The sequence below is a fragment of the Anatilimnocola aggregata genome (genome assembly GCF_007747655.1).
Lineage (GTDB): Bacteria > Planctomycetota > Planctomycetia > Pirellulales > Pirellulaceae > Anatilimnocola > Anatilimnocola aggregata.
The window spans coordinates 7,511,046-7,536,973 of record NZ_CP036274.1; the positions used below are offsets into that span (position 1 = coordinate 7,511,046).

27 protein-coding genes are annotated in these 25,928 nt (G+C 56.2%); 19 read left to right on the forward strand and 8 right to left on the reverse strand.

Features of this window, described 5'->3' with window-relative positions; all coding sequences use genetic code 11:
- Positions 1 to 18: 18 nt before the first annotated feature.
- Positions 19 to 972, reverse strand: a complete 954-nt coding sequence (locus tag ETAA8_RS28520; protein ID WP_145096881.1) for a transglutaminase-like domain-containing protein — start codon at positions 970 to 972, stop codon at positions 19 to 21.
- A gap of 83 nt (positions 973 to 1,055) precedes the next feature.
- A complete protein-coding gene (locus ETAA8_RS28525; protein WP_145096884.1) occupies positions 1,056 to 2,018 on the reverse strand; it encodes a transglutaminase-like domain-containing protein in 963 nt (320 codons plus the stop codon).
- A 288-nt stretch (positions 2,019 to 2,306) separates the two neighbouring features.
- Here ETAA8_RS28525 and ETAA8_RS28530 point away from each other — a divergent pair, with 288 nt between their 5' ends.
- The 3 genes from ETAA8_RS28530 (at position 2,307) to ETAA8_RS28540 (ending at position 5,981) form a co-directional block, all read left to right on the forward strand.
- Entirely contained in the window at positions 2,307 to 3,857 is a 1,551-nt protein-coding gene (locus ETAA8_RS28530) for a BBP7 family outer membrane beta-barrel protein (RefSeq protein WP_202921329.1), read from the forward strand.
- A 75-nt stretch (positions 3,858 to 3,932) separates the two neighbouring features.
- Positions 3,933 to 4,706, forward strand: coding sequence for a hypothetical protein (locus tag ETAA8_RS28535; protein WP_145096889.1), 774 nt, complete (start codon positions 3,933 to 3,935; stop codon positions 4,704 to 4,706).
- Between the two features lie 921 nt (positions 4,707 to 5,627).
- Positions 5,628 to 5,981, forward strand: coding sequence for a hypothetical protein (locus ETAA8_RS28540; RefSeq protein ID WP_145096892.1), 354 nt, complete (start codon positions 5,628 to 5,630; stop codon positions 5,979 to 5,981).
- A 55-nt stretch (positions 5,982 to 6,036) separates the two neighbouring features.
- Here the strand turns inward: ETAA8_RS28540 and ETAA8_RS28545 are convergent, their stop codons facing one another.
- From ETAA8_RS28545 to ETAA8_RS28555, 3 genes are all read right to left on the reverse strand, one after another.
- The gene (locus tag ETAA8_RS28545; RefSeq protein ID WP_145096895.1) at positions 6,037 to 6,300 is read right to left on the reverse strand and encodes a hypothetical protein; all 264 of its coding nucleotides are present in this window, start codon (positions 6,298 to 6,300) and stop codon (positions 6,037 to 6,039) included.
- A gap of 417 nt (positions 6,301 to 6,717) precedes the next feature.
- Positions 6,718 to 6,951, reverse strand: coding sequence for a hypothetical protein (locus ETAA8_RS28550; protein WP_145096898.1), 234 nt, complete (start codon positions 6,949 to 6,951; stop codon positions 6,718 to 6,720).
- Entirely contained in the window at positions 6,951 to 7,145 is a 195-nt protein-coding gene (locus ETAA8_RS28555) for a hypothetical protein (protein ID WP_145096901.1), read from the reverse strand. Before ETAA8_RS28555 ends, ETAA8_RS28550 begins: the two co-directional genes overlap by 1 nt.
- Before the next feature lie 75 nt (positions 7,146 to 7,220).
- Between ETAA8_RS28555 and ETAA8_RS28560 the strand changes: the two genes are divergently transcribed.
- The 3 genes from ETAA8_RS28560 (at position 7,221) to ETAA8_RS28570 (ending at position 11,258) form a co-directional block, all read left to right on the forward strand.
- Positions 7,221 to 7,478 (forward strand): hypothetical protein, encoded by a 258-nt coding sequence (locus ETAA8_RS28560; protein ID WP_145096904.1) that lies wholly within the window; start codon positions 7,221 to 7,223, stop codon positions 7,476 to 7,478.
- 145 nt (positions 7,479 to 7,623) lie between these two features.
- Positions 7,624 to 10,311, forward strand: coding sequence for a PVC-type heme-binding CxxCH protein (locus ETAA8_RS28565; RefSeq protein WP_145096907.1), 2,688 nt, complete (start codon positions 7,624 to 7,626; stop codon positions 10,309 to 10,311).
- A 191-nt stretch (positions 10,312 to 10,502) separates the two neighbouring features.
- Positions 10,503 to 11,258, forward strand: coding sequence for a hypothetical protein (locus ETAA8_RS28570; RefSeq protein ID WP_145096910.1), 756 nt, complete (start codon positions 10,503 to 10,505; stop codon positions 11,256 to 11,258).
- Between the two features lie 60 nt (positions 11,259 to 11,318).
- On the opposite strand, the gene ETAA8_RS28575 is transcribed toward ETAA8_RS28570, so the two are convergent.
- Entirely contained in the window at positions 11,319 to 12,041 is a 723-nt protein-coding gene (locus tag ETAA8_RS28575) for a platelet-activating factor acetylhydrolase IB subunit (RefSeq protein ID WP_145096913.1), read from the reverse strand.
- Between the two features lie 233 nt (positions 12,042 to 12,274).
- On the opposite strand from ETAA8_RS28575, the gene ETAA8_RS28580 reads away from it, so the two are divergent.
- From ETAA8_RS28580 to ETAA8_RS28610, 7 genes are all read left to right on the forward strand, one after another.
- Positions 12,275 to 12,889, forward strand: coding sequence for an SRPBCC family protein (locus ETAA8_RS28580; protein ID WP_145096916.1), 615 nt, complete (start codon positions 12,275 to 12,277; stop codon positions 12,887 to 12,889).
- Positions 12,890 to 12,934: 45 nt separating this feature from the next.
- The gene (locus ETAA8_RS28585; protein WP_145096919.1) at positions 12,935 to 13,309 is read left to right on the forward strand and encodes a DUF1428 domain-containing protein; all 375 of its coding nucleotides are present in this window, start codon (positions 12,935 to 12,937) and stop codon (positions 13,307 to 13,309) included.
- Between the two features lie 12 nt (positions 13,310 to 13,321).
- Positions 13,322 to 13,732, forward strand: a complete 411-nt coding sequence (locus tag ETAA8_RS28590; RefSeq protein WP_145096922.1) for a DoxX family protein — start codon at positions 13,322 to 13,324, stop codon at positions 13,730 to 13,732.
- A gap of 67 nt (positions 13,733 to 13,799) precedes the next feature.
- Positions 13,800 to 14,666 (forward strand): Hint domain-containing protein, encoded by an 867-nt coding sequence (locus ETAA8_RS28595; RefSeq protein WP_145096925.1) that lies wholly within the window; start codon positions 13,800 to 13,802, stop codon positions 14,664 to 14,666.
- The gene (locus tag ETAA8_RS28600; protein ID WP_145096928.1) at positions 14,663 to 15,781 is read left to right on the forward strand and encodes a WD40/YVTN/BNR-like repeat-containing protein; all 1,119 of its coding nucleotides are present in this window, start codon (positions 14,663 to 14,665) and stop codon (positions 15,779 to 15,781) included. The genes ETAA8_RS28595 and ETAA8_RS28600 overlap by 4 nt, the downstream gene beginning before the upstream one ends.
- 131 nt (positions 15,782 to 15,912) lie before the next feature.
- Complete coding sequence (locus ETAA8_RS28605) at positions 15,913 to 16,212, forward strand: MoaD/ThiS family protein (RefSeq protein ID WP_145096931.1); 300 nt, start codon at positions 15,913 to 15,915, stop codon at positions 16,210 to 16,212.
- 145 nt (positions 16,213 to 16,357) lie between these two features.
- Positions 16,358 to 18,304, forward strand: a complete 1,947-nt coding sequence (locus tag ETAA8_RS28610; RefSeq protein ID WP_145096934.1) for a tetratricopeptide repeat protein — start codon at positions 16,358 to 16,360, stop codon at positions 18,302 to 18,304.
- 174 nt (positions 18,305 to 18,478) lie between these two features.
- Here the strand turns inward: ETAA8_RS28610 and ETAA8_RS35025 are convergent, their stop codons facing one another.
- A complete protein-coding gene (locus ETAA8_RS35025) occupies positions 18,479 to 18,619 on the reverse strand; it encodes a hypothetical protein (protein WP_202921330.1) in 141 nt (46 codons plus the stop codon).
- 82 nt (positions 18,620 to 18,701) lie between these two features.
- Here ETAA8_RS35025 and ETAA8_RS28615 point away from each other — a divergent pair, with 82 nt between their 5' ends.
- The 5 genes from ETAA8_RS28615 to ETAA8_RS28635 all read left to right on the forward strand — a co-directional run bounded on the left by ETAA8_RS28615 (position 18,702) and on the right by ETAA8_RS28635 (position 23,890).
- Complete coding sequence (locus tag ETAA8_RS28615; protein WP_238397596.1) at positions 18,702 to 20,360, forward strand: tetratricopeptide repeat protein; 1,659 nt, start codon at positions 18,702 to 18,704, stop codon at positions 20,358 to 20,360.
- Between the two features lie 164 nt (positions 20,361 to 20,524).
- Positions 20,525 to 21,400, forward strand: a complete 876-nt coding sequence (locus tag ETAA8_RS28620; RefSeq protein ID WP_145096941.1) for a transglutaminase-like domain-containing protein — start codon at positions 20,525 to 20,527, stop codon at positions 21,398 to 21,400.
- On the forward strand, positions 21,381 to 22,241 hold the full coding sequence (locus ETAA8_RS28625; RefSeq protein WP_145096944.1) for a transglutaminase family protein: 861 nt from the start codon (positions 21,381 to 21,383) through the stop codon (positions 22,239 to 22,241). The genes ETAA8_RS28620 and ETAA8_RS28625 overlap by 20 nt, the downstream gene beginning before the upstream one ends.
- Positions 22,242 to 22,857: 616 nt before the next feature.
- Positions 22,858 to 23,319, forward strand: coding sequence for a helix-turn-helix domain-containing protein (locus ETAA8_RS28630; protein WP_145096947.1), 462 nt, complete (start codon positions 22,858 to 22,860; stop codon positions 23,317 to 23,319).
- A gap of 1 nt (position 23,320) precedes the next feature.
- Positions 23,321 to 23,890 (forward strand): PIN domain-containing protein, encoded by a 570-nt coding sequence (locus tag ETAA8_RS28635; RefSeq protein ID WP_145096949.1) that lies wholly within the window; start codon positions 23,321 to 23,323, stop codon positions 23,888 to 23,890.
- Positions 23,891 to 24,003: 113 nt separating this feature from the next.
- Here ETAA8_RS28635 and upp read toward each other — a convergent pair whose 3' ends face one another.
- Positions 24,004 to 24,645 carry a uracil phosphoribosyltransferase gene (gene upp / locus ETAA8_RS28640; RefSeq protein WP_145096952.1) on the reverse strand — a complete coding sequence of 214 codons (642 nt, stop codon included), beginning with the start codon at positions 24,643 to 24,645 and terminating at the stop codon, positions 24,004 to 24,006.
- 507 nt (positions 24,646 to 25,152) lie between these two features.
- Between upp and ETAA8_RS28645 the strand changes: the two genes are divergently transcribed.
- Complete coding sequence (locus tag ETAA8_RS28645) at positions 25,153 to 25,926, forward strand: DUF6655 family protein (protein WP_145096956.1); 774 nt, start codon at positions 25,153 to 25,155, stop codon at positions 25,924 to 25,926.
- Positions 25,927 to 25,928: the final 2 nt, after the last annotated feature.

Sequence of the window (25,928 nt, forward strand, 5' to 3'; positions counted from 1 at the left end):
AAATGACGCGTCAGTGAGTTACTTCTTCACCCGCTCACCGATGAACTTCACGATTGGGTCGGCCTGGGCATTGGCCGCCTTTAGGAACTGCTTTACGTACCGCTGCGGGAGTTTTTCTTCGGGCACTTTGAAGTTGTCCCCCTTTTGCAGAATCGGACGGTCTTCGAAAATGGTGCCAAATTCGCGAGCAGCGCCCGCCGCCTGACAAGGAAACCAGTGGCCGTTGCCGGCGGCATCTTCCAGGTAATACTCGGGATACGTGTGTCCAGGAACCCACACGGCCCGCGCGGGAATCTTGTTGGCTCGGCAGAAGGCGATGAACAGGCTAGAGAGTTCCTCGCAGTCCCCTTCTTTATCCTTGAGCGCCGCGATCGCCGGTTTGATATCGACCGCGAACTTGTACTGCACATTCGCCCGCACCCAGTCGAGAATAGCGCCGGTCTGATCCCAGGCTGTTGCCTGACCTTCGATAATCGTCGGTGCCAATTGCTTGATCTGAGCGTCGTTGCTTTCGATGAAGGGGCTCGGCTGCAATAGTTTCTGCAGATCTTTATTGAGCTTGGTGGGGATCACAAAATCCGCTGTAAGATCGGGCGCAAGAATTTCGCGCTTGGTGATTTCATATACGACTTCAACGCCGGCTTCCTCGCCCTTTGCCAGGCGAGGAATGTTTACCACCATTTGCTTCACGCCGTTGTCGATCACCCGATAAGTCACGCGGCATTTTGGTGTGACATCTTCGCTGATGACCTTCACGGTCTGTTCGGGCCAGTCCATTGGCACTGCCATGGTCGCCACAATACCAGTTACCGCGCCAGCCGGAGCTTCGACCTTGAAACCAAAACGATACTGCTTGGTCACTTCCTTGCCAAAGCGGATGCGAGGCTCCGCGCCGTAGGCATTCGCCACCAGCAAGATTCCGATGCCGAGCAGCAGAAGGTACAGACGGCCACGATAGTGCGATTTGATCATAACTGCGAGCTTGCCGCTTGAATTGACCGGAATGGACTAATCGTCATCGTGACACTTCGTGATCGACAACTCAAGTTGCGATCTTAGTGTTCCACGCGGCGGACGAACTCAACTTCAGGACGCCCCCCCGTACCACCTTTGCCGGTCAGATGTTCCGCCACAAAGCGCTGCGGGTCTTTCAACTCTGGAACGCGGACGTTATCGCCTCGCTGCAAGATAATCGTCGCTTCGGGGCGATAACCAAAAGCCTTGTCTCCTTCGATCACGCACGGGAACCAAAAGCCTTTGCCAACGGCGTCTTCCAAATAGAATTCCGCATGACAGGAGTCGGGCACGAACATCGTGCGAGCGGGAACCTTATGCGCGCGGCAGCAAGCGACAAAGACCGCGGCCACGTCTTCTTCCGCACCATGCCCATCGCGCAAGGTCAGGGCCGCACCTTTCAGTTTGTCGTTTTCCAGCTTGACCTTCTCGCGCACTCCCTCGTAGATCGCAGCGACCTGTTCCCAGGCAGTTTCCTTGCCGTCGGTCAATTCTTTCGTGAACGCACGAATCTTGGGATTGGCAATCTCAATCTGCGGGCTAGCTAGCAAGTGCTTGCGGACCTCACGTGGCGGGTTCTTGGGAATCACAAGCCCGGCTGTATCAGTGGGAACTTGGGTTGCATTGGTGACGACTTCAAACGTGAACAGAATCGTCGCGGTTTCTTCCGCCGGAAGTTGAGGAATTTGAAACACGATCTGCTTCAGTCCGCTATCACCAGATCGCAAGTTGAACTGGCGAACATGCGGCGAGACCTTCTCCTCGAGCTTTCTCACTTGTTGATCTTCCCATTCGGCGGGAATCGCAAAGGTACCAGACAAGCCGTTGACCGGTCCGCCAATCGCACGAATCCGCATCCCCACCTGGTAACGATTGGTTACCGCCTTATCAAGCTTCGGGCCCGTGGCTTCCGTGGCTGGGGTTTCGGGTTTCTTATTGAACTGGCACCAAGCTGGCGAAGCAGTCGCCACGACCAGCAAGCAACTCAGGAAGGGACGCAGCATAGAGGCAATCTCGATCGGAGTGAGTCAGTACAAAGCACCTCGCTAGCTTATGTCGCAGCGGCGATGCCACTCTTCCAGCATAGCTAGCAGTGAAAGCTCATGCGTGACATTTTCGGCTGCAAAACCGCTGTGACCAGAAAAGTCGATGCAAATTGCCAGGTTCATTCAACCGGCACGCCATGCTTTGCCGAAAAACTCGATGCAACCGGAACATGTTCCGGTTGCCAAGGCATTTTGCGACACGGTTCTCCCCCCGAGACCTTTCCGAGCACGTACGAGTCGTCCCCCATGACCGAACGCAAACAGATCGTCGGGCTTTCGTCACTTCGTTGCACCTGGCCGGATTGCACCTGGCTGGCCGCACTTGTGGTGGTCGCGGCAATTGCCTCGAGCGCTCAAGGCCAAACCAGGCCCGTGCCGCGCGGAGCAGTCAGCCCCTATCGGGCTCGTCCTGCCGCCTGGCAAAACACCGATCCGAATCAGTTTCCCGCTGAACAAGCTCCCATGCTGGAACAGTCAATGCCGCAGGGCCGAGCTGCGCCTCATCAGGCCCAGCCTCAGTCGCGGCTGGTCAACCCTCCGCCAGCTGCCCCGCAAAGTAGCTATCCCCAGGGTGGTCCCGTTCATCAGGACTTTGCTGCGGAATCGCTCGATCAATGGATGCAAGGCGATGGCGGCTGCGCGACCTGTGGTCCTGGCGGTTGCGGTCCCTCGTGTGGACCAAGCAGCTGCGGACCTCGTTGCTGTGGTCCTGGCGGCTGTCTCAACTGCCCCAGTCCCGAAGATCCCTGCTTTCGCTGCCGACCGAACTTGTGGTGGTTTGATGCCGACCTGATGCTCGGGTTTCGCAAAGGACGAAGCTATCCGCCATTAGTGACAACCGACCCCTCGACGGAAGACTCAACTACTTCAGGCGTGCTGCCAAATGCGACGATCCTCTATGGCGACGATGCCGAAGGACGTAACACGCAAATGCAGCCTGGCGCTCGTTTCGATTTTGGTACGTGGCTGAACGATTGCCAGAGCATTGGTTTCGGCGGTCGCTACTTCTTCCTGGGTGCCGACAACGCTGACTTCTCGACCAACAGCGGCGAACACGCCGTGCTGGCCATTCCCTTTTTCAGTCTCGATCTGGGAGCTCCGGCCGCACTACTGCTGGCACACCCCGATGTCGGCGGCGAATTGCGAACCGGAGCCGTTTCGATTCGTGCCAGCAACGAAGTCTATGGCTTCGATGCCTATGCTCGCTTTTTGTACTGCCGCACTCCGAACGGACGGGTCGACTTCGTCACTGGTTGGCGCACGACAACCGTCATCGACTACTTCACCCTGCGGATGCAAACCGACGGCAATCAAGTCGACAACGACGTTCGCCTCTTCGATCAGTTCGATACCCGCAACACCTTCAATGGTGTGACCTTCGGCATGTTGACCGAATATCAATGCTGCTGCATGACGCTCAAGACCCGGACGCGCATTTCGGTCGGCAATATGCACCAGCAAGTGGATATCAACGGCGGCACCACGGTGAATGGAGTGCTTGACCAGAACGAACCAGGCGGCCTGTTCACAGCTGAGTCGAACATTGGCAATCACAGCCAGGATCAATTCGCGGCGATGAGCGAAGCCGGCGTTTCGCTAGGCTACTTCATCAATCCTAATGTGCAATTCACGGTCGGCTACAACTTGCTCTACTGGAGCAACGTGGTTCGCCCCGGTGCTCAAATCGACACCACCATCGACGATGTCAACGTACCGCCTACCCGCCCCACCTTTAACTTCAACACCAGCAGCTTCTGGGTGCAGAGCGTAACGCTCGGGCTGAATTGCGAATTCTAATGGGCGACTTGCCGGGGGTTGAGATATCGGGCAATATTCAGCAGGCAATTCACAGCTCCTGCTGAACTGACACGCATGTTCGATTGGCTCTTCCCACCTTCCTGCCCTTGCAACTTGCCGGCGAAGGAATGGATCGAATACCGACTCCAGTGGCTGAGCGAAGAGTTTGACGATCATGCGTTCAACGGACGCCGGATCGTCCTGCCCACTGCCGACTTCTTTCCGAGTAACTACGACCGCTCGTACGACGCCGTCCGCGATCTGCTTGACCAGACGTGTGAGTATATGGACGTCGATCCGCAGTTCGTGCATCTCAAGATCCTGGATGACACAGAACAGAAGACCTACTTAGAAAATGAGTACGGTCAGTCGCTCGTAACGGCAGGCACCTATGAAGAGGGTCGTCGTATGACGATCATCACGATCGCCAAGTCGGGCCTCCACGACCCGATGAGCCTGGTGGGGACGATGGCTCACGAACTGGCCCACAAGCGATTGCTGGGCGAAGGGCGGATTATGCGGGAGGAATTCGATAACGAATTGCTGACCGATCTGACTACTGTCTTCTTTGGTCTCGGCATCTTTCAGGCCAACTCCAACCGCCCCCTCATTCGCAGCGACGAGCTTTGGCAAGGGACCGGCTTCGTTCGGCCCGAATATATGACCCCGCCCATGTATGGCTACGCGCTCGCCCACCTTGCCTGGTTTCGGGGCGAACAGAGTCCAAGCTGGGCGAGGCACCTGCACTTGAATGCTCGCCCCGATTTCAACCAAGGCCTCCGCTTCCTGCAGAAAACCGGTGAATCAGAATTCAAGCCGCCGAAGATGCGCAACCAGCGACGGCGCTGAACTGCCAGCTTCCAGCGGCGTCGCAGAGCCCCGAGGTTTATCAACACCCCCCTTTTGCGTGCATCACATTCAAGCCGTTTCGCAGCAACGAATTGCGCCCATTTTGCAAAACCCGAAATCATCCTCTTTGTTGATAAACCCCATTCGTTGAACCTCCGTGGCGTGATTCACGGCTACTGAGGAAACCCGAAGCGTCAGCGAGGCGCGTGCTGATCGCGGTTTCGATGCGTCGTGGTTGCCGGGCCATTCGCTTTGCCAAGTTCTATTGCGCATGCGGGCGTCGTCTCCACGAATCACCAGAGAAATATACTTCGGTGCCCCCGTTTCGCTCTCCTCGCTCACGCTTCGGGTTCCCTAAAAAGGTGCTGGCGTGACTCGCCACGATCGGTGCAGCGTCAGGAACGCCAAGAACGAGGCCCTACCGCGACGGCGCGCACAGCTCCCGCATCGCAGTAACACTTCTTCAACCAGATTGCCAACACAGACAATTTATTTATCACTATTTAGTGCGTACTTGTCAAGCACATGCCGCCAACATTTCCTTGTCGTTTTGGCATGGCCCATTCCACTCACGCTCGGCAGCTATCCGGATTTGAGCTGTACCGCGAAGCGGCTAAACAACCTAGTGGCTGAGCTACCGATGGATGTCGGGGTGCCAAACTTGGTTAACCGGGCCGCTTGCGGCCGTTGAACTGGTGGTTCGCTTGATTTGCAGTTCACCCGCGCAAGCGCGTGGGTTAACCAGATGACGTTGATCGCTGGTCGGACTACTAGCCCAGGCCTGTGAATAACTTCCGTTGGCTCACGCAGATCATCGTGTACTTCAGGATGTGGCGGAGTGAGGACATGGAAGCAAATATAGTCTTGCGTGGATAGAATGGGGGCGAAGAATCATCGCTGTCCTGCGGAATGGGCGTGCTCATGGTTAACTACAACGAAAGTCCATTGCATCCGAATATCGATCAGCCGCACCAGTTTCAAATTGTGCGGTTTGACTACAGGTTCGACCCCGACGATTGGCGGAACTCCTTCATCGACTTGGTGCTCCGGCGAGGTCCAGTCACGCGACGATTAAGGTTTCACCGGCCTCAGAATTTGAAAATCGAGGAGGGATTTCCGCTGGCAACCGGTGGCCTTCAGTTGCTGGATATCAGCCATCGACAGTTAGACGGCTTGACTGTGGAGGTCGCCGATTTCGAAGCCACCCCGGGTGCGATCACATTCTATGCAGCGAACGTGATCGATCTCGATAAGTCCGATCCAATATCAGACTGAACCACAACCGAATTTCTGTTGGCGGGTGCTTTGAGTGGCTCACTGCGTTACGTGTTCATTTCGTAATCAGCGTCTTGAAAACATCCCACGCTTCAGGACGAACCTTTCGGTCGATCTGTTCAAGTGGCCAGAACAATCGCCACGCCCAATCGCCACCATTCCAATAGCCGTCCTGGCAACGCACTCCGTCACTTTCAACCGCGAATGATCGGCCGCCGAGATATGGGTCCACCATTACCAAATAGCTCCCCACGTACAGCACCTGCAGGATCATCAAGATCGCGACTAAGATCGGCGCGGCTGTACGGGTGGTGGGCATGACCTGATTCTACGTGAGTGGAACTGGCCACGTTAACCTGGCATGGCTTCGTCGCGCGAGTAGAATCGGCTGATATGAACACAAACACCCCCAACAGAATGTCCAAGGTCGGCAACTGGATCTGCACCGCTGGATGGGCAGCCGGCACCTTGGCTGGATTCGTTGCGATAAAGGCGATAGAGGCCGACGGATTGTTGGGTGCTGCAATCGTGGTCGGACTCGGCATCGTCGGCTTAACAGTCGCGTGGCCCATTGCCGTCCAGTTCCGGAGAACCGACTAGCCAGTACCGGAAACGGAGTTACCCAATTCGGCCTGCAGAATCGGGCAGTAACGAGCACCTGGTAGTGGGTCAGTTTGAAATTGGCGGGCGAAGTGGACAGCTACTCGACTATCGCTGGGTTGGTGTTTGTGTTGAATCAGAGGGAATCCCAGGCTTCTGGCCGTACCCTACGGTCAATTCGTTCCAGGGGCCAGTACACCCTCCAGGCCCATGATGCAGTACCGAAGCGGTAGGTGGGAAGGTATTGCAGGCTGTTCGCCAATTCGAATCGCTCTCCATCCGGCAACACCAGCGCCAAATAGCTCCCGACGTACAGCACCGGCAGAATCAGCAACACGATGGCAACGATGAGGGGTGCGCGGTTGGTCATTAGCGAAAGTTTTGCTTAAGCAGGTTCCTGAGCGGAGGAAAATGCTCTCCTGTAAGTGCAAAGGTTATTGCCTCAATCGTGATCCACAGCAGGATGGTGAACACAATCAGCACCAATAAGCGAATCTGGCGGCGTTCCAGCGGCCTTGTCGATGCAGTGGCAACTCCCGGCGACTCGTAGGGATTCAGGTTCATTTCTGCCATTCTACCCGCGCACGAAAAAGCCCCGCCAGATTCGCGAAGCAAAATCGCCAGCCATAGAATGCTCCCATGTACACCACCCGCTCAGCCGCGCCAATCTTCGCCGCCATCCTGCTGCTAGTTCCGGTGATTTACGTGGGTAGTTACCTGGCGCTAGTCAATCCACCAGGCAGCCCCGTGCCGTATGGGAGTGGTACTGATTGCTATCGCGCGGGCAAGCAATGGTCAGCGCGAATCTTCTGGCCCCTCGAGCAGATGGATCGAAAGGCGCGACCGGGGGCGTGGCGCGATGAGCTGAATTGGCAATCCTACCCAGCTTTGCCATGACCTAACTGGCCCGGCAAAACCGAGCACCACTGAGCAGCTTACCTAGTTGAATCGCTGCTGCAGCCCAGTCAGAATACGAGGTTCCACCGCCTTGCTGGTGGTTCCTGGATCGGTTTACCTGTTCCCACCTCGCCGAGAACTTCGCATGTTCCGTTTCTTGCTCCGCAGTACCTGCCTGCTGCTCTGCACTGGCTTATTAACCCTGGCCTTGAATCGAGCTACGGCTGCCGATGCGCCGCAGCTGAAGTTGGCCAAGGGGAACAAGATCGTTCTCATTGGCAACACACTTGCCGAACGGCAGCAGCACTTTGGCCATTTCGAAACGCTGCTCCACTCGCGCTTTCCTGAGTTGAATCTTGTGGTCCGCAACCTGGGCTGGTCGGCCGACGAACTGACGCTGCGTCCACGATCGAAAGACTTCAACGATCACGGCCACAAGCTGACCGATCACAAGCCCGACGTCATCCTGGCGTTCTTCGGCTTCAATGAATCGTTCGGTGGCGAGAAGGGCTTGGAAAAGTTCAAAGGGGACCTACAGAACTTCATCCAGGAAACAACGACCACCAAGTACAACGGCTTGAGCGCTCCGCAGCTGGTCTTGTTCTCACCAATTGCTCATGAGAATCTCGGCAAGCGCGAACTACCCGATGGCGCTGCCAGCAATCGCAACCTGGCGATGTACACCGCCGCCATGAAGGACGTTGCGGCGAAGGCCGGCGTGGTATTCGTCGACCTGTTCGACCCCACCCAGGAATTGATGGGGAACAGCAAGATCAAGCTGACAATCAATGGCATCCATGTGAACGAATACGGCGACGAGCAAGTTGCCAAGATCATGGACAAGAGCCTGTTTGGCGATCGTCCGGCCAAGGAAGCAGACCTGGCCAAATTGCGAGCCGAAGTGAACGAGAAGGCACTGCAGTTCTGGTACGATCATCGCGCGGTGAATGGCTTTTACATCTATGGCGGGCGCAAGGCTCCCTTCGGCGTCGTCAACTTCCCCGCTGAATTCGCCAAGCTGCGAAAGATGATCGCCAAGCGCGACGAGCGCATTTGGGCCGTCGCTCAAGGCAAGAGCGTGCCAGAAAAAATCGACGACAGCGAGACCGGTGAGTTCACCAAGATCGAGACGAACTTCAAGGGTGTGATCAACATCTCGCCACCGGAAGAGTCGATCAAGAAGTTCACGGTGCCCGAAGGTTACGAAGTGAATTTGTTCGCCTCGGAAGTCGAGTTTCCTGAACTCGAAAACCCGGTTCAGTTCACCTTCGACAATAAGGGACGGCTGTGGGTCGCCACGATGTCCAGCTATCCGCAGTACCTGCCGGGTACACCGGTGAACGACAAGATTCTGATCCTCGAAGACACCGATGGGGATGGCAAGGCTGACAAGAAGATCATCTTCGCCGACAAGCTGCACATACCAACCGGTCTCGAAGTGGCCGATGGTGGCGTGTATGTCGCCCAGCAGCCGAATCTGATGTTCCTCAAAGACACCAACGGCGATGATGTGGCTGATGAACGGACCATTGTGCTCCACGGGTTCGATTCGGCCGACTCGCATCACTCGATCAGCGACTTCACGATCGATCAGGGTGGCGCACTTTATTTCTCTGAAGGAACCTTTCATCACTCGCAGGTCGAATCGCCCTATGGCCCGGTCCGCGTCAAGGATGCTGGCTATTTCCGCTTCGAACCGCGCACGAATCGCTTGAGCGTATTTATCTCGTACGGCTTTGCCAATCCTTGGGGCCACTACATCGATCGTTGGGGCCAGAATCTGATTGCCGATGCTTCGGGTGGTGCGAACTACTTCGGTGCTGCGTTCTCGGGAGATGTCGACTATCCCAATAAGCATGCCAGCATGAAACAGTTTCTCACCAAGCAATGGCGTCCTACGGCCGGTTGCGAATTGGTGAGCAGCCGGAACTTCCCCGATGAGGCTCAAGGGAACTACCTGCTCAACAACTGCATTGGGTTCCAAGGGACGCTGCAGTACAAGATGAAGGACGAAGGAGCCGGCTTTCACGCCGACCCAGTCGAACCACTGCTGCAATCGAGCGAGCAGGCTTTCCGCCCTGTCGATCTCGAATTCGCTCCCGATGGTTCGCTCTACATTTGCGACTGGTTCAATCCGCTGGTCGGCCACATGCAGCACAACCTGCGTGACCCGAACCGCGATCACGCGCACGGCCGTATCTGGCGGGTGCGTTACACCAAAAAGCCGCTGGTGAAGCCCGCCAAGATCGCTGGCGAACCGATTCCTCAACTCCTCAGTTTGCTCAACACCGAACCAGAAGAACGAACTCGCTACCGCGTTCGTACCGAACTGGCGACTCGCGACACCAAAGATGTACTAGCCGAAACCGAAAAGTGGTTGGCTGCCTTGGACAAAAAGGATGCCGATTACGAACATCAGGTGCTCGAAGCCCTTTGGATTCATCAGCGTCAGGATGTGGTCAACGAAAAGCTGCTAAAGCAAGTTCTCCGCTCACCCGACTTCCGTGCTCGGGCTGGCGCGACTCGCGTGCTCTGCTATTGGAAGGACCGTGTGGCCGATCCAATCGCCCTGTTGCAAGTTCAAGTGAACGACGAGCATCCGCGCGTTCGCCTAGAAGCGGTTCGTGCCCTAAGCTTCTTCAACTCGCAGCAAGCCATCGACACCGCGGTCGAATCGCTCATCTACGAGCAAGACGACTACTTGAAATACACTTTCAACGAAACGATGAAGACGCTCGAACGTCGCGTGAAGGGGAGCACTGCCCTACCACACGTGCCGACGGAGCGTGAAAAGAAGAATGCGGAAAGTGACAAGAAGGGTAAGAAGAAATAGCTCTTGCCGTCAGCGACTGCAATCAACAACGCCAAGGGGGACCAACTCGGTCCCCCTTTTTTTGTCACGCAGATTCTCCACCTGGAACTGTTTCCTGAGCTAGTGTTTCTGTTAACCCCGCGCGAAGTGCGCGCGGGTTGTACACACACACTGGTCTGCGGTGCCGCTCTGGCACGGAAACGGATATTCAGATGAATCGCTTCTTTCGTCAACTCTGGAGCATCTGCTGCCTGGCATGTTGCCTGGTTGCCACGTGGGTCACGTTTGCCACGGGCGAGGAGTTCATCCTGGCAGATGGCAGAGCCTGGCCGGGGAAAATTGTCGTTGCCACGGAGCAGGCAGAAAGTGTGTTTGCCACGCGCCCCGACCGATTGCCAACGGATCTCACGCCGCGGGTACAGAGCTTGACCAAGCTTAACGATGGCCGGATTATCTTCTGTAGCGGGCTCGATCGCTCACTGATCGAACTGTTGCCGCGCGGCGAGCGGGTCTTTAAGCACGGTGGTTATTTAGCTCGCCAAGTCCGCACTGATCGCGATGGCACTCTTTACTGGAGCGGGCTGGAAACACCACTGAACAGTAATCCGCTGCCGGATGGTTTCATCTATAAGTTAGATGCCAGCGGCAACACGCAAACGGTGATGACGTTTTCGCAGGGAGATGTTGGCCGCGATTGGTGGGGCGCGTTCGATGTGGTCGATGGTCGCATCTTTGTGGGCACCATTTCCGGCCGCACGACCATCTACGACGTTTCCGTTTCGCCCGTGCAGCGCGTCTGCACGCTGCCGATCTCGGCCACGGCTTTTCGCTTTAGAGCGGATGGCAGCATCTATGCCTGCGATGGTCGCGGCACGCTCCATCGCTATGCCGACCGGAACAATCCCGAACGCTCGGAGGTAGTTCTGCGGAGCACCACGCCGTTCGTGGACTTTGACTTTAGCCGATAGTGGGATAGGCATCTTGCCTGTCATGAACTGTCCACAGGCTGCAAGCCGATGCCCCGGTCGCTATTCGCCGAGCATCTTCTTCACGCTCGGCTCGATGGCAGCGCCCCAAATCTCGTAGCCTTTGGCCGAGAGATGCAAGAAGTCCGGCATAATCTCCTTTGAGAGCGTGCCGTCTTCACTCAGAAACTTGTTGCCGATATCGAGATACTGCACACGCTCGCTATCGGCCAGCTTGGCCAGCCCGTCATTGGCGGTGGCAATCCGTTTGCGAAAATCGGTCCCCGGCTTCTGATCGCGGGGAAACATACCGAGTAGCAGGATCTTGGCCTCGGGCAACTTCTCTCGCAGGGTCTTCACTACAGCGGCGACACCGCGAACGACATCTTCGGGTTTGTCGTTGTGCAGTCCAAAGTTATTGGTGCCGATCATCAGCACGACGGCCTTGGGGTGAATGCCATCCAACTCGCCATTAGAGATGCGCCACAAGACATTCTGCGTCGTATCCCCCCCAATACCAAAGTTGATCGCTTTGCGTGGCACGAACAGCTTCTTCCAGGTTTCGTTGTTCCCCCAGCCTTCGGTGATCGAGTCACCCAGGAACAGCAGGTCGCAGTTCCCCTCCTTGGCCCGCCTTAAGTACTGCTCATGCCGCGCATCCCAGGTGGCGACTTTCATCCACGAGTATTCTTTCGTTCGTTTCATTGGCACCGCAGGGTCTTCGGCGGCGAGCAAAGAAACGTGAGCAACGAACAGGAGTGCGAGTGACGCCAGTTGGGAATTCATGAGGAAACCTCGAGGGAAAACGACAGTGATTTGGCGAGTCCGATTCTACTGGCCGTTGGCGGCGAAGAAAATTTGCCTGGGAGTGATTTTCCTGTCGAATTCGCAATTGCACCAAACGACTATTCATCGAAAATCAACTCGGATTTGTCCTCTGGATGGCAGTTTGCAACTTGAACTAGTAATCTGAGTTGCGACTCCCCTGTCTTCGCAAAACCTGCCTGGAGAATTAAGCGATGGTGAAGAAAATCGTGATCGTCGTCGGCACCTTATTGCTGGTTGTGGTGCTTGGATTCCTAGCCATCGTGGCCATGCAGCCCTCGACTTACACCGTCACTCGCACTGCCAAAATGCAAGCACCGCCGGAGGTCGTGTTCGCGCAGGTGAACAACTTTCAGAATTGGAAAGCCTGGTCGCCGTGGGAAAAGCTCGATCCAGAGATGAAACGAACTTTTGCAGGACCGGAGGCAGGAACCGGTGCTAAGTATGGCTGGAATGGTAGCGACAAGGTGGGAGAAGGGTCCATGACCATTACCGACAGCCAACCCCATGAGAAAATCCTCATCAAGCTGGAATTCAAACGCCCGATGGTCGCGGATTGTCCCACCGAATTCAAATTCTCCCCCGACGGCAACGGCACCGAAGTCGCCTGGACCATGCGTGGCGAGAACGACTTCATGGGCAAAGCATTTTGCCTGCTAATGAACATGGACAAAATGATTGGCGGCGATTTTGAAAAAGGCCTCGCCAGCATGCAGGAAATTGTCGAGAAGTCGCCGGCACCAGCAACCGAGTCGCCAGCCCCGGAGTCTTCAGCACCAAGTGATCCAGCCAAGTCAGCCAATGATTAGTTGGTTTTCGTTTTCTCATCGTCCCCAGCAAACTGCGAGTTCAACATGAGCTACGTCGATGGATTTTTGTTCTGTGTTCCCGAAGCCAAATTGCCAGATTTTGTGAAAATCGCCAAAAAGGCATGCAAGATCTGGCTGGAGCACGGTGCCCTTGAGTATTTCGAGTGCCAAGGGGAAGATTTGGAAATTCCCAACATGCTCTCGTTCAACAAAGTCGCCAAGCCTAAAGCGGGCGAAGTGGTCCTGTTCTCGTTCATCATTTACAAGTCGCGCAAGCATCGCGACCAGGTCAACAAAAAGGTGATGGCAGACCCCCGAATTCATGAGGGTATGGATCCCAACAACATGCCTTTCGATTGCAAGCGAATGGCCTATGGTGGATTCAAGGCACTCGTCGAAGCCAAAGCCAAATCTGCTTAGGAGTTAACAACCGTGTCTCAGATTCCCAACCAATCAACCGCCGTTACGACTCAGCCCAAGTGGCTGACCATCACGGGCTGGGTTCTTACGTTGCTTATTTGCGCGCTGCTGACCTTTAGTGCAGTGACAAAATTCATTCCCCCCGAAGGTGAGATGAAGGCGCAAATTGAGAAGATGATGCCGCTCTCTCTGCTGCCGATCATCGGCATGATTGAGATCGGCTGCATGGTGGTCTATCTCTTTCCGCGAACTGCCGTGCTTGGGGCGGCGTTGCTGAACGGCTACCTCGGCGGAGCGGTCATGACTCACTTACGTCTCGAAGATGGGAATTTTCCTGGAGCAATCGTAATTGGCGTGGTCATGTGGCTTGGGATCTACCTGCGCGAGCCTCGCCTGCGAGCAATTATGCCGTGGCGCACGTAGCCAGTTAGAACAGTAGCGTAGGTGCTAAAGCCCACGCTACCTTCGAAACCCTTCGCAGGTTCTGATCATGACCACCCAAGTTCCGCGACGCTGGTGGAACTTCAGCCTGCGAACACTGTTCGTGCTGGTGACGCTGCTGTGTTGCTACCTGGCATATCAAAGGAGCTACATTGGCGAGCGGCAAGCGTTTCTGGAGTATCTGCGCGAGGAGCGCTCTGTCGCAGTGGTCACTGCCGCGCAATGGCGGAGCGGGATGCTCCCCGGGGAAATCCCGTTTGATGTGAAACCTGAGTTCGTTGCCCGGATTCCCCTGACCCGCAAACTGCTCGGGGACGAAGCAATTCAGTACATTCGTCCTCAGTATTGGCCGGGTCTGGAGACCGCAGACCGACAGCGTTTTGCCCAACTTTTTCCGGAGGCCAAAGTGGAAGAGGCAGCGGTGCCCGTACCATGCCATCCCGGTTGCTTCCCGCACGGAACTCTGGTGAGCACACCCTCTGGCCCGCGCAATATCGAAGAAATCGTCGAGGGAGACGCCGTATTTACGGTCGCGCCAGCGGGAGAAAGAAAATCTTTGGCGGTGCTGTCGATTTTCCGCACCCAGAATCGACTATGGGATGTCGAGACCAGCCAAGGAGTGCTCCGCACGACAGAAACCCAGCCCTTTAGCATCAGCCTGGAAGAGTCTTTGCCCGCTGGCAAATTGCAGCCGGGGGCCAAGATTCTGCGCTGGGCCGATGACAAGGTTCAAGTTGCCGAGGTTATGGCCGTGCACTGCACGCAGCAGATGGTTCCCGTGATTAATCTGGTGCTCGGCAACCGCGAGCCCTTTATCGCCAACGATTTTCTGGCGCGTAGCAAGCCGCCAGAACTGTCCTCAATTGTTACGACAAATTCAACTAACACGAACTCACATTCCAAGGATCAACCATGAGTCGCGTTCGAGTCTTAGTGGGAACTCGCAAAGGGGCCTTCATCCTCACCTCGGATGGCAAGCGCGAGAAGTGGAATGTTTCCGGCCCTCATTTCGCCGGTTGGGAGTTGTATCACCTCAAGGGCTCGCCCGTCGATCCGAATCGCATCTATGCCTCGCAATCGAGTGGCTGGTTCGGCCAGATGATACAGCGTTCCAACGACGGTGGCGAAACTTGGGAAGCTATGGGCAACAAGTTTGCTTACGAAGGCGAAGTGGGTACGCACCTGTGGTACGACGGCACGCCCCATCCGTGGGAATTCAAGCGGGTCTGGCATTTGGAGCCTTCGCTGACCGATCCCGATACGGTGTATGCGGGCGTGGAAGATGCCGCCATGTTCCGCACCACCGATGGAGGTGCGTCGTGGCACGAACTGACCGGCTTGCGTGGGCACGGTGCCGGCAAGTATTGGCAACCTGGTGCGGGCGGCATGGGCTTGCATACGATTCTGATCGACCCCAAGGATCACCAGCGAATCTTTGTGGCCATCTCAGCTGCCGGTGCGTTCCGCACCGACGACGGCGGCCAAACTTGGAAGCCGATCAATCGCGGGCTGAAGAGCGAATATGTCCTGCCCGATCCCAACGCGGAAGTCGGTCACTGCGTCCATCGCATCGCGCTGCATCCGTCCAAGCCCAGCACGCTGTTCATGCAGAAGCACTGGGACGTGATGCGCAGCGATGACGCGGGGGACAATTGGTACGACGTCGGCGGCAACCTGCCCACCGACTTTGGCTTTCCGATCGACGTACACGCACACGAGCCCGAGACGGTATACGTGGTACCGATCAAGAGCGACTCCGAGCACTTTCCGCCCGAAGGCAAGTTGCGCGTCTACCGCAGCAAGACCGGCGGTAATGAATGGGAAGCGCTCACCAATGGCCTGCCGCAGGAGAACTGCTTCGTCAACGTGCTGCGCGATGCAATGTCGGTCGATTCGCTCGACGACTGCGGCATCTACTTTGGCACCACAGGGGGCCAGGTCTATTGCAGCCCCAACGGCGGTGACACCTGGCACACGATCGTGCGCGATCTTCCCGCCGTCGTCAGCGTCGAAGTTCAAACGTTGAAATGAAATAGGGATGAAGGGTGGAAGCGAGGAACGGTTAAACAGAAAATCCATTTAGCCACACCTACGTTCTACGCTCAATCCTTGTTCCAATCTCTTCGTCTCTTCATCGCCTCCACCCTTCATCCCTACCCCCCATGCCTGTTCGCGTTCACTTGCCGTTTCACCTTCGCACCCTGGCGAAAGTCAGCAGCGAGGTGCAATTCGATTTGGAATCGCCCATAACCCAGCGGGCGATTCTCGATGCACTTGAAGCTCGCTATCCAATGTTGCTGGGAACCATTCGCGATCACACCACCAGGCAGCGACGCCCATTCATTCGCTTCTTTGCTTGTCAGCAAGACCTCTCGAACGAATCGGCCGACGCCCCACTTCCCGAGCCCATCGCCACCGGCAAAGAGCCGTTCTTAATCATCGGCGCGTTGGCGGGCGGATAGTCTTTCGAAGAAATGCTGCCGGACGTGCGTTGAGTCCGGTGCTTTGCGAAATCTTCATACTGCGCGGCGCCACCTTGCCTGCAAACCAGATGATTGCTGGAATGGTGGCTGCAGTTATCGTGCAGCCCTTCGTCAGTTTGCCAACATGTCCAAACGCTTGCGACAACCGATTCGCCCTGCCACATCTCGGGTCGGTAGCTTGCCGCGGCGTGACACCTGCAATTGGTGCGACTTGGCAGCCATCGCCTGCATCGTTGCAGCAGGAGCCCTTGCCTATGCAAATAGCTTCGAGGGTGCGTTTGTCTTCGACGACATTGGTTCGATTGTTGAAAACTCGACCATTCGTGATCTGACAGACTTGCCCGCGATATTTTGGTCCCCTCCGCGCGGCGGGACAACAACGGACGGCCGTCCAATTCTGAACTTGAGCCTGGCCCTCAACTACGCAATCCATGGACTCGACGTCCAAGGTTACCACGCCCTGAACCTGGCACTTCACATCGGCAATGCGCTGTTGATTTGGCTGATTTTGCTCGAGGTCTTCAACTCGCCACAGATCCCGGAGCGGCTTCGATCACTGCAGCGAACTCTGGCGTTTTCGGTGGCGCTCCTCTGGGTTGTTCATCCGCTCACGACAGCTGCAGTGACCTATACAGTTCAGCGCGCCGAAGTGCTGATGGCAACATTTTATCTACTTACGATGTTTTGCTTTCTGCGGGGTTGCCGGGCGAAGCAGGCGAAATATCGCTGGTTTATCGCAGCCACGGTGCTCTGTCTGATTGGCCAAGGCACGAAAGAAGTCGCCGCTACGGCACCGCTGGCACTCCTCCTGATTGATGTGGCCGTGGTCAGCGGATCGTGGGCGGAGACATTTCGTGCGCGACGATTCTGGCACACTCTAAATTTTCTGACGCTGCTTGGGACGGTTGCAGTGGTCATTAGCCAAGGTGGACGGAGCGGCACTATCGAGGTCGAACGGCACGCTGACAGGTGGGCCTATCTGTTTCTACAAACGCAGCACCTACTCAACTACGTACGGCTCTGCTTCTGGCCCGCGCCCCTTGTTTTCGACTACGGGGACGTGATTCCCGCATTGGATTGGTCTCAGGTGCCAGCGTTCCTTTTGGTCTCGGCGATCGGATTGCTATTCGTCTGGTTGTTCTGGCGAAACCCCGTGGCAGGACTGCCAGGAGTTCTGTTCTTTGTGATTTTGGCACCGACATCCAGTTTTGTCCCGGTGGCTACGCAGGTTGCTGCAATCCACCGCATGTACTTGCCCTTGATGTTGGTGCTCACGGGCTGTGCGACGCTTGTCGCCACGGCGCTGACTTTAAGAACTGAGCAGCAGGCGCCCAATGTTGATGGTGCCGCTCGCCACAGCGAGCAGTGGCTGATTGCGCTCACATGCTGCTTGGCTGTTGTTTTGGGCATGCTGACGTTCGCTCGCAACGAAGCCTTCCGAAATGCCCAGTCGCTGTGGCAGGACACTGTTCTGAAGGTGCCGACAAATGTTCGCGCTTGCAGCGCACTCGCGAAGGCTCGATTGGAGGATGGCCAGACGGAGGGAATCACCAGTATTTTCTCTGCTGCAGTTGCAAGCCCCCGAGCCGTTGACGCACTTGTCGCAAGGGCGGAAATGCTGGCCAGCTTGAACCAGTTTGACCTGGCCGAGCAGGATTGCAGGGCAGCCCTCAAACTGGACCCTCGTTCCGATCAGGCCTACAACTCCCTTGGCGTCATCGCGTTCATTCGCGGAGAGAATGCGCAGGCGATGGAGTATTTCGATGAGGCCATCAGGTTATTTCCCCGAGCAGAAACTTATCTACGAAATCGGGGCAACTTGTTCGTTAGGCTGGAACAACTCTCCGCAGCTCGGCGAGACTATAACGCAGCACTCGCTGTCCGGCCTAGCGACACGGAAAGCCACTTCTTGCTGGCACTGCTCGATTACAAGGAAGGTCGTTTGCAATCCGCTGCGGTTGGCTTCCGCCTTGCAACGTACTACAACGCCAATTATCAAAAAGCTCAGCAGTCACTCGCAGTGGTCGAGGAGGAACTACGTCGAGGGGGAGCAGCATCTCCCACGCCATAAGTAGTGTGATTGAACCCCTGCGGAACCGACCTGGAGACCGTATAACTTCTCACTGCCCACCGGTTAGACTGGGAAAGGCAATCCGGAAAGTCTCTCTGGTTTTTGGCAACTCAAAATCATGTCTAAACTCTCGCGCGGTTCGAAACAGCGCGCGGCAACGCCCGATCTCGCCGTTCAGCCGAACATCTCGCAAGCGTGGCGAAACGCAGCAGCGGCCGCGAGCATCATCGTGGCTGGCTTGCTGTCGTATTCCAATACCTTTTCCGTACCCTTCACCTTCGACGACAAAGAAGGGATCGTCAAGAACTCGACCATTCGCGACCTCACCGACTTGTCCTCCGTGCTTTGGGCCCCTCCTCGTCGCGGTGCTACGACCGATGGCCGCCCTGTCCTCAATTTGAGTTTAGCGATCAACTACGCATTGCACGGACTGGATGTGGAGGGCTATCACGCCACAAATTTGGCCCTGCACTTGCTGAATGCGATCTTGATTTGGCGCATTTTGTTCGAAGCCTTTCGGTCCCGCTTTTTGCCGGAACGAATACGCTCCTTTGCAGAGCAAATTGCTTATTCCGTCGCGCTCGTGTGGGTAGTTCATCCCTTACTAACGATCGCCGTAACGTATGTGATTCAACGAGCTGAAGTGCTGATGGCCACGTTCTACTTGTCGGCCATTTATTGCTTCCTGCGCGGTAGCCGTGCTGACAATCCGCGCCCTTGGTATCTTGCCACCGCATTCCTGTGTGCAGTCGGGCAAGGAGCCAAAGAAGTCATGGCCACCGCTCCCCTTGCAATCTTACTCATTGATGTCGCATTGATTGCTGGATCGTGGAGAGACGCATTTCGTGCTCGGCGATTCTGGCACGCTCTGAATTTCCTCTCGCTCTCCATCACTTTCATTCTGATTGCCAGACAAGGCGGTCGAAGCGGCACAGTGGGAGCAGAGAATCTGGGCGATCGGCTCGCGTACCTCGCTCTTCAATCCGAAATTATCATCCGCTATCTGCAACTATGTGTTTGGCCTTCGCCACTCGTATTCGACTATGGCACATACATTCCTCCCCTTAGTGCCAGCCAACTCCCAGCGTTCATCACCGTCTCTGTGCTGGCCGTTCTGTTCGTAGTCCTGTATTGGAAAAAACCGGTTGTCGGACTTCTCGGAGTATTGTTTTTCGTCATTCTGGCTCCCACCTCCAGTTTTGTGCCCGTGATCACGCAAGTTGCAGCTGAACACCGAATGTATTTACCGTTGGCTTTGGTTCTCACCGGTGGAATGGTCGCAATTGTCGCATTCTTGCCGCGCCTGCGTCCTGACCAATCTGGGATAGGCGAACCTAATAAACGAGGGCTAACTGCAATCACGGTGGTTTTAGCCATTTGCCTCGGAACGTTTACTCTCTTCCGAAACGGTTACTTTCGCAATGAATTTACGTTATGGCAGGACACCGCCCTGAAAGCTCCTACGAATCTGCGAGCCTGTCGATGGTATGCAACAGGCCTGCTTGCACTTGGTCAGAAAGAAGCCGCCATGCATGTATTTGACGTTGCAATAAACAGCCCGCGGGCAGCTGAGGCATACTGCGGGCGCGCCGATATCTACCTCAATTCCGGCGACACTGAGCAAGCGGCGGAAGATGTGGAGGCTGCCCTGAAAATCGATCCTAAGTGCCACCAGGCACTCAACATGTTAGGAGCCATGGCTCTCAATCGGGGCGACAACGAAACTGCTTTAAAGTACTTCACGCAGGCGATTCAAGTGAGCCCCCAAAATGAAACCTATCTTCGCAATCGTGGCAATGCACTTGTGGTGCTCAATGAGTTGCACGAAGCGAGGTCCAACTACGATGCCGCCATTGCAATCTCGCCGGGTGACCCCGAAAGCCATTTCGTCCTCGCCATGCTTGATTTTAAGGAAGGTCACTTGACCGCCGCTGCAGCAGGCCTGCGCCGCACGCTGTACTACGATGCTGCTCATCCCGAAGCGCTACAGTGGCTCCCCGAGGTCGAAAAACAAATCCGAACCGGAGTTGCTACGAAACTGGCGCCCATTCGCTGAGCAGTCAGCAAAACACAAACTAGCTTTCGCGCCTGTATTTCCCGCACAGCCAGATGTTTGGAACGCGCCTTGCTATAAAAGGTGAATCCCAATGTGCCCAGGCGGACCCACGTTGGCGTTTTGCAAAAAATCACCCTCTTTCACCACGGTTTGAGCTACCTGCCATGCGTTTTCTTGTTTCTGGTCACCTCGAGTACACTGTCGCTTTTCCGTCCACACTGATCTTGAACATTCACGCTCAGCGTAACTCCGGTCAAACAATCCTCGACGAAAAGTTCGAAGTCACTCCTTATGTAAAGTTCGAAGAGTTCGTGCTCGAGAATGCCAGCAGTCGCTTTGTGCGGCTAGAAACCGGCAAGAAGAAGGCCCTGACCATCGACTATCACGCCACGGTCGAATGTACCCACGAAGTCATCTCGGCCAGCAAACTCGACTTCACTCCCGTGGCCGAAATGGACCGCAAAGCGATCCCCTACCTGTTCCCAAGTCGCTATTGCCAGTCAGACCGTCTCGGCCGCCTGGCGTGGGACTTATTCGGCAAGATTCCCAATCCTTACGAGAAAGTGATTGCGATCGTCGATTGGATTCACGCGAATGTCGAGTATCTGCGGGGCAGCACCAATAGCGAAACATCGGCCTACGACACCGTCACGCAGCGGACGGGCGTCTGTCGCGACTTTGCCCACCTGGGCATCTCGCTGTGCCGCGCGCTCAATATCCCGTCGCGCTACTTTTCGGGCTATGCCTACCACTTGCAGCCCCCCGATTTTCACGCCTGCTTCGAGAGTTACATCGGTGGCCGCTGGCTGGTGTTCGATGCCACCCGCCTCGCGCCGCTCAATGGACTGGTCCGCATCGGCACAGGTCGCGATGCCGCCGACGCCGCCGTTGCCAGCTGCTTTGGCCGCGTAGAATTGGTTTCGATGCAGGTCGATTGCCAACTGGCACCCGATCAGAAGTTCACCCCGCTGGAGCGAAAGCAGCTCGGTCGCAAGGGGATTTCGCTGGAAGCGCACAGTAATGTCACGCCTACGAATTGAACACGGAACCACGTACACGTATCGACGTCCTGTCTCCTTCGGTCAACATCGTCTGGTGCTCCGCCCGCGCGAAGGGCACGACCTGCGCGTCGAAAGCATGTCGCTCGAAATCTTCCCTGCCCACCGCCTGGTCTGGGCGCGCGATGTCTACAGCAACAGCGTGGCCATTGTCGACTTCACCGAAGAGGCCAATCGCCTCGAAGTGCTCAGCAACATCATTGTCGAGCGCTCGGGCAAGTTCCCGCGCGAAGACCTGCACGAGCCGTGGCGAATTCCCTGGCCGGTCACCTACGACGAGCGCGAACTCCCCATCGTCAACGGCTATCGCAACGTCTCCTATTACGACGATCGGAACGACGTCCGCCAGTGGATGCAGCAGCACGACAGCCTGACCAGGGCAACCGACGCCGAGTCGCTCCTGATGTGCCTGTGCGAACTCATCAACAGCCAGATCAGGTATCAGCGGCGAATGGTGAAGGGGGTGCAATCTCCCTCGCAAACGCTGACCATTCGCAGCGGCTCCTGCCGCGATATGGCCGTGCTGATGATGGACGCTGCCCGGCTCCTCGGGCTCTCTGCTCGGTTTGCCAGCGGCTATCTCGATTGCCCCGCAGCGGAGGCCGGCCGCGCGGCCATGCACGCCTGGACTGAAGTCTATCTGCCCGTGCTCGGCTGGCGCGGCTTCGACCCGACCATCGGCGAACCCTGCTCGCTCAAGCACATCGTGGTCGGCGTCTCTCATCACCCCCGCGGTGTCATGCCCATCTCCGGCATGTACAGCGGCGACTCTGCCGACTATCTCGAAATGACCGCCCCGGTCAAACTCGAACGCCTCTCCTAACTCGCCCCGCTCGCGCCGTAACTTCACCCTGCGCACGATCCGAAAACATCGTATTCGTTGATAATGCTCTGGGGTAAATCAACACCAACCAGCGCCAAACCCGAGCGCCACGCCTTTCGCTGTTGAAAAACCCCGACCATTTATCAACACCCGGCTGCCGATGGGCCCCCAACTTACGTCAACTCAACCGGCTTGGGTGCCACTCACCGACAACCTCGAAATGACCGCCCCGGTCAAACTCGAACGCGGCTCCTAACTCGCCCGCTCGCGCCCAAATCGCGCCCCTGTTTTGCACCAACTTGTTCAACGAGCACCCTCTTAATTGGACACACTCCTGCAGCCAAACCCGAGCGAAACTCACCTCGCTGTTCAATTAAGGCCCCCTTAATTGAACACCCCTCGTTTTTGGAGAAGTCACGCACTCGCCAGATTGGCGGCGTGAAACTACGTTGAGGCGACAGGCCGTGGAACAAATCCGCCGGAGAACGAAAAACTCCAAGTCATTACAGGAAAATCACTTAAGTCACACACAGGCTCGTTTCGATAGTTTCGATTGTTTCACTTATTGCACTTACTGCGGATAATGCTACTGTTGTCCTTTCAAAGGAGCCACGCAATGAGCGCATTAACCGACAAGCTGGAAACTGTCACACCAACTGAACATGATGCGACCCTAGCCAAGAAATCTGGCATACAGATTGCGCGCGCCATGGGGAAGACCGCCCGTGATTTGCGTGTGAAAATCGAAGGGGACGATGCCGAGACAATCGAATTACCCCACGCTGCGCTCCGATTGCTGGCAAACATTCTTGCTCAAATGGCACAGGGAAACGCGTTTACAGTCATTCCTGTTCATGCAGAACTAACCACTCAGCAGGCAGCCGAGGTGCTAAACGTGTCGCGGCCTTTCGTAATCGGACTAATAACAAATGGAAAACTCCCCTGCCGCCAGGTTGGAACCCACCGGAGAATTTTGTTCCGCGACATCATGAATTTCAAGAACAAGATCGACGAAGACAGGATGAAAGTTCTGGATGAGTTGGCCAAAGAAGCGCAAGAGTTGAACATGGGTTACTAAATTGAGTAAGTTCACTGTCGTCTACGATGCCTGCGTCCTTTATCCGGCACCGTTGCGCGATTTCCTCATGCACTTGGCTATGACGGATTTATTTCGCGCGAAGTGGACGAACAAGATTCATGAAGAATGGATTTCGAATCTGCTCCTCAATCGTGATGACCTGACAAGGGAAAGGCTGGAGCGAACACGAGACTTGATGAATCAGCACGTCCGTGATTGCCTGGTCGAAGATTTTGAGCACTTTGAGAAAGATCTTGAGCTTCCAGACCCCAACGACAGACACGTCCTCGCAGCGGCAATTAAAGCCCGAGCAGATGCAATTATTACGATAAACCTCAAGGACTTTCCCGATTCGACCTTGTCGAAATATGGCATCGAAGCAATGCATCCTGATGACTTCATTAATTCCCAAATCGGCTTGTCGAGTGCTGCCGTTTGTGGGGCAGCAAAACGGCAGCGAGAGAGCTTGAAGAACCCACCAAAATCCGTTGAAGAGTATCTCCAAACGCTGGAAGCCCAAGGGCTTCCGCAAACGATTGCTGCTCTTCGATATTATGCAGAGTTAATTTGAATCGCCTTCACCATCGGTTGGCCATCGGTCAGTTTCAAGTGAGGCCACCAGTGCTGCTGTGAATTCTCAGGTAATTCTCGCTGCAAAGGTGAATCCGCTTGTCACAACAACCTTCACTCGTCCCCATGCCGAATCGTATTAAAAATGCGGTCGCCGGCGTCGCCGAGGCCGGGGACAATGAAGCGGCGATCGTTGAGTTCGGGGTCGATCACGCAGACGAAGATTTGCGCGTCGGGGAAGTCGCGCTGGACGGTTTCAATCCCTGCCCGCGAGGCGATGACCGAGAGGATCTTGATTTGCTTCACCCCCCAGCGCTGGAGCGTGCTGAGGGCGGCGAGCGCGGAGCCGCCGGTCGCGAGCATTGGGTCGAGGAGTAGAGCCACATCGACGGGGCGCGTTTGCGGCAGCTTGCTGTAGTACTCGACGGGCTGGGCGGTGGCTTCGTCTCGATAAAGCCCCAGATGCCAGACTTCAGCCGTTGGAATCAAATTCAAAATCGGATCGACCAATCCGAGCCCGGCGCGCAAGATCGGCACCAGCCCAATCCGCTGCGACAGCACCTGGCAAGTCGTCGTGGTAATCGGCGTCTGCACTTCCAGGGGCTGCAGCACTAAGTCTTGCGTCGCTTCGTAGGCCAGCAGCCCGGCCAACTTTTGAATCAGCCCGCGAAACTCCGCCGGCGAGGTATGGACGTCGCGCAAGCGGGCCAGGTGGTGACGAACCAGCGGATGATTGACTTCGACGACGGGCTGCATGGTGAATGCTGAGTGTTGGAGATGGCGAATAAAGTGCTAGCTGCTGAGACAATCGTATCGCGCGACGCACGCCAAGTAACCCGTGCTAGCATTTTTCGCGCAAGGGCCTGGCGATTGTGTGCCTGGTATCGCCAACTTCTGTCAGGTAACCCGCCAGTTATGAGGCCGGTTGCAAAAACGTAGCAGCCTCAAAAGAGATTGGACGATGTACGCCAGACGGGCGAATTGACCGGGCATAAGTCCCGCAATGCGCGCCACCAAGTCAAACGCGGGACCGACCTGCCGAAATGACGAGATGCCCCAACTGAAGTGAGGGCTAGCAGCCAACTTCGGTCACACCCCATCCTGCGGACACGGCGAAAAAGTGCGTCGCTAGCCACCTAAACTCACGTTCAAGGAAATCTGGAAGAGTGTTAAACTCCCGCCATGCGTCTCCCCTCTCTCTCGACATCTCAAACTTGCCTGTGGGCAGCTTGGACCTTGCTGCTTGTGGGCGGAGGCTGCTCTGTGAATAAGTCGCGCCTGGCGACCGAGCAGCTCGTCGTGGCCGATGCGGTGGATCACGCGGTGAGCCAGATCGACTTCAGCCCGCTGTCGGGCAAGAAGGTCTTCTTCGATAAGCAGTACATGCCCGCTTCGAATGCGCCGAACAGGCCGCCGATGAACAACTCGAACGTCGAGTATGTGATTAGTTCGCTGCGGCAACAAATGCTGGCTTATAACTGCCAGCTGCAAGACAAACCCGAGACGGCAGATATCATCGTCGAGGCTCGCCTGGGTGCGCTCGGTTCCGATGGCAACGAAGCCACCTATGGCTTGCCTACCGGCGTGGTCGTGCGGACCGCAGCTGCCGCGATGGCTCCCGGTGGCGAATCGCTGCCGACAATGCCCGATCTGGCGCTCGGCCGGCGCAATCATCAACTGGGTGCCGCGCGCATCGGGGTCTTTGCCTACGACCAACGGACGCGCGAGCCCGTGTGGCAGGCCGGCGTAGCGACCGGCAATAGCCAGGCGCGCGACCTGTGGGTGCTGGGAATTGGCCCCTTTCAGAATGGGCGAATCTATGACCAGGTGCAGTCGACAACCCACGGCCCCAAGCTAATCCAGGGCAAGGATAAAACTCCTAAAGGAATGGCCAACTATCTGCAGCCGCAGACTTTTCAACGGGCACTCGCAGCCGATGAACAGAATCCCGCGAGAATTTTGACACCAGCGTCGCTTGAAACAGATTCCAATTCCTCAATCAATCCCGCGAGTTCGATGGCCGGCAGTCGGCCCTGAAC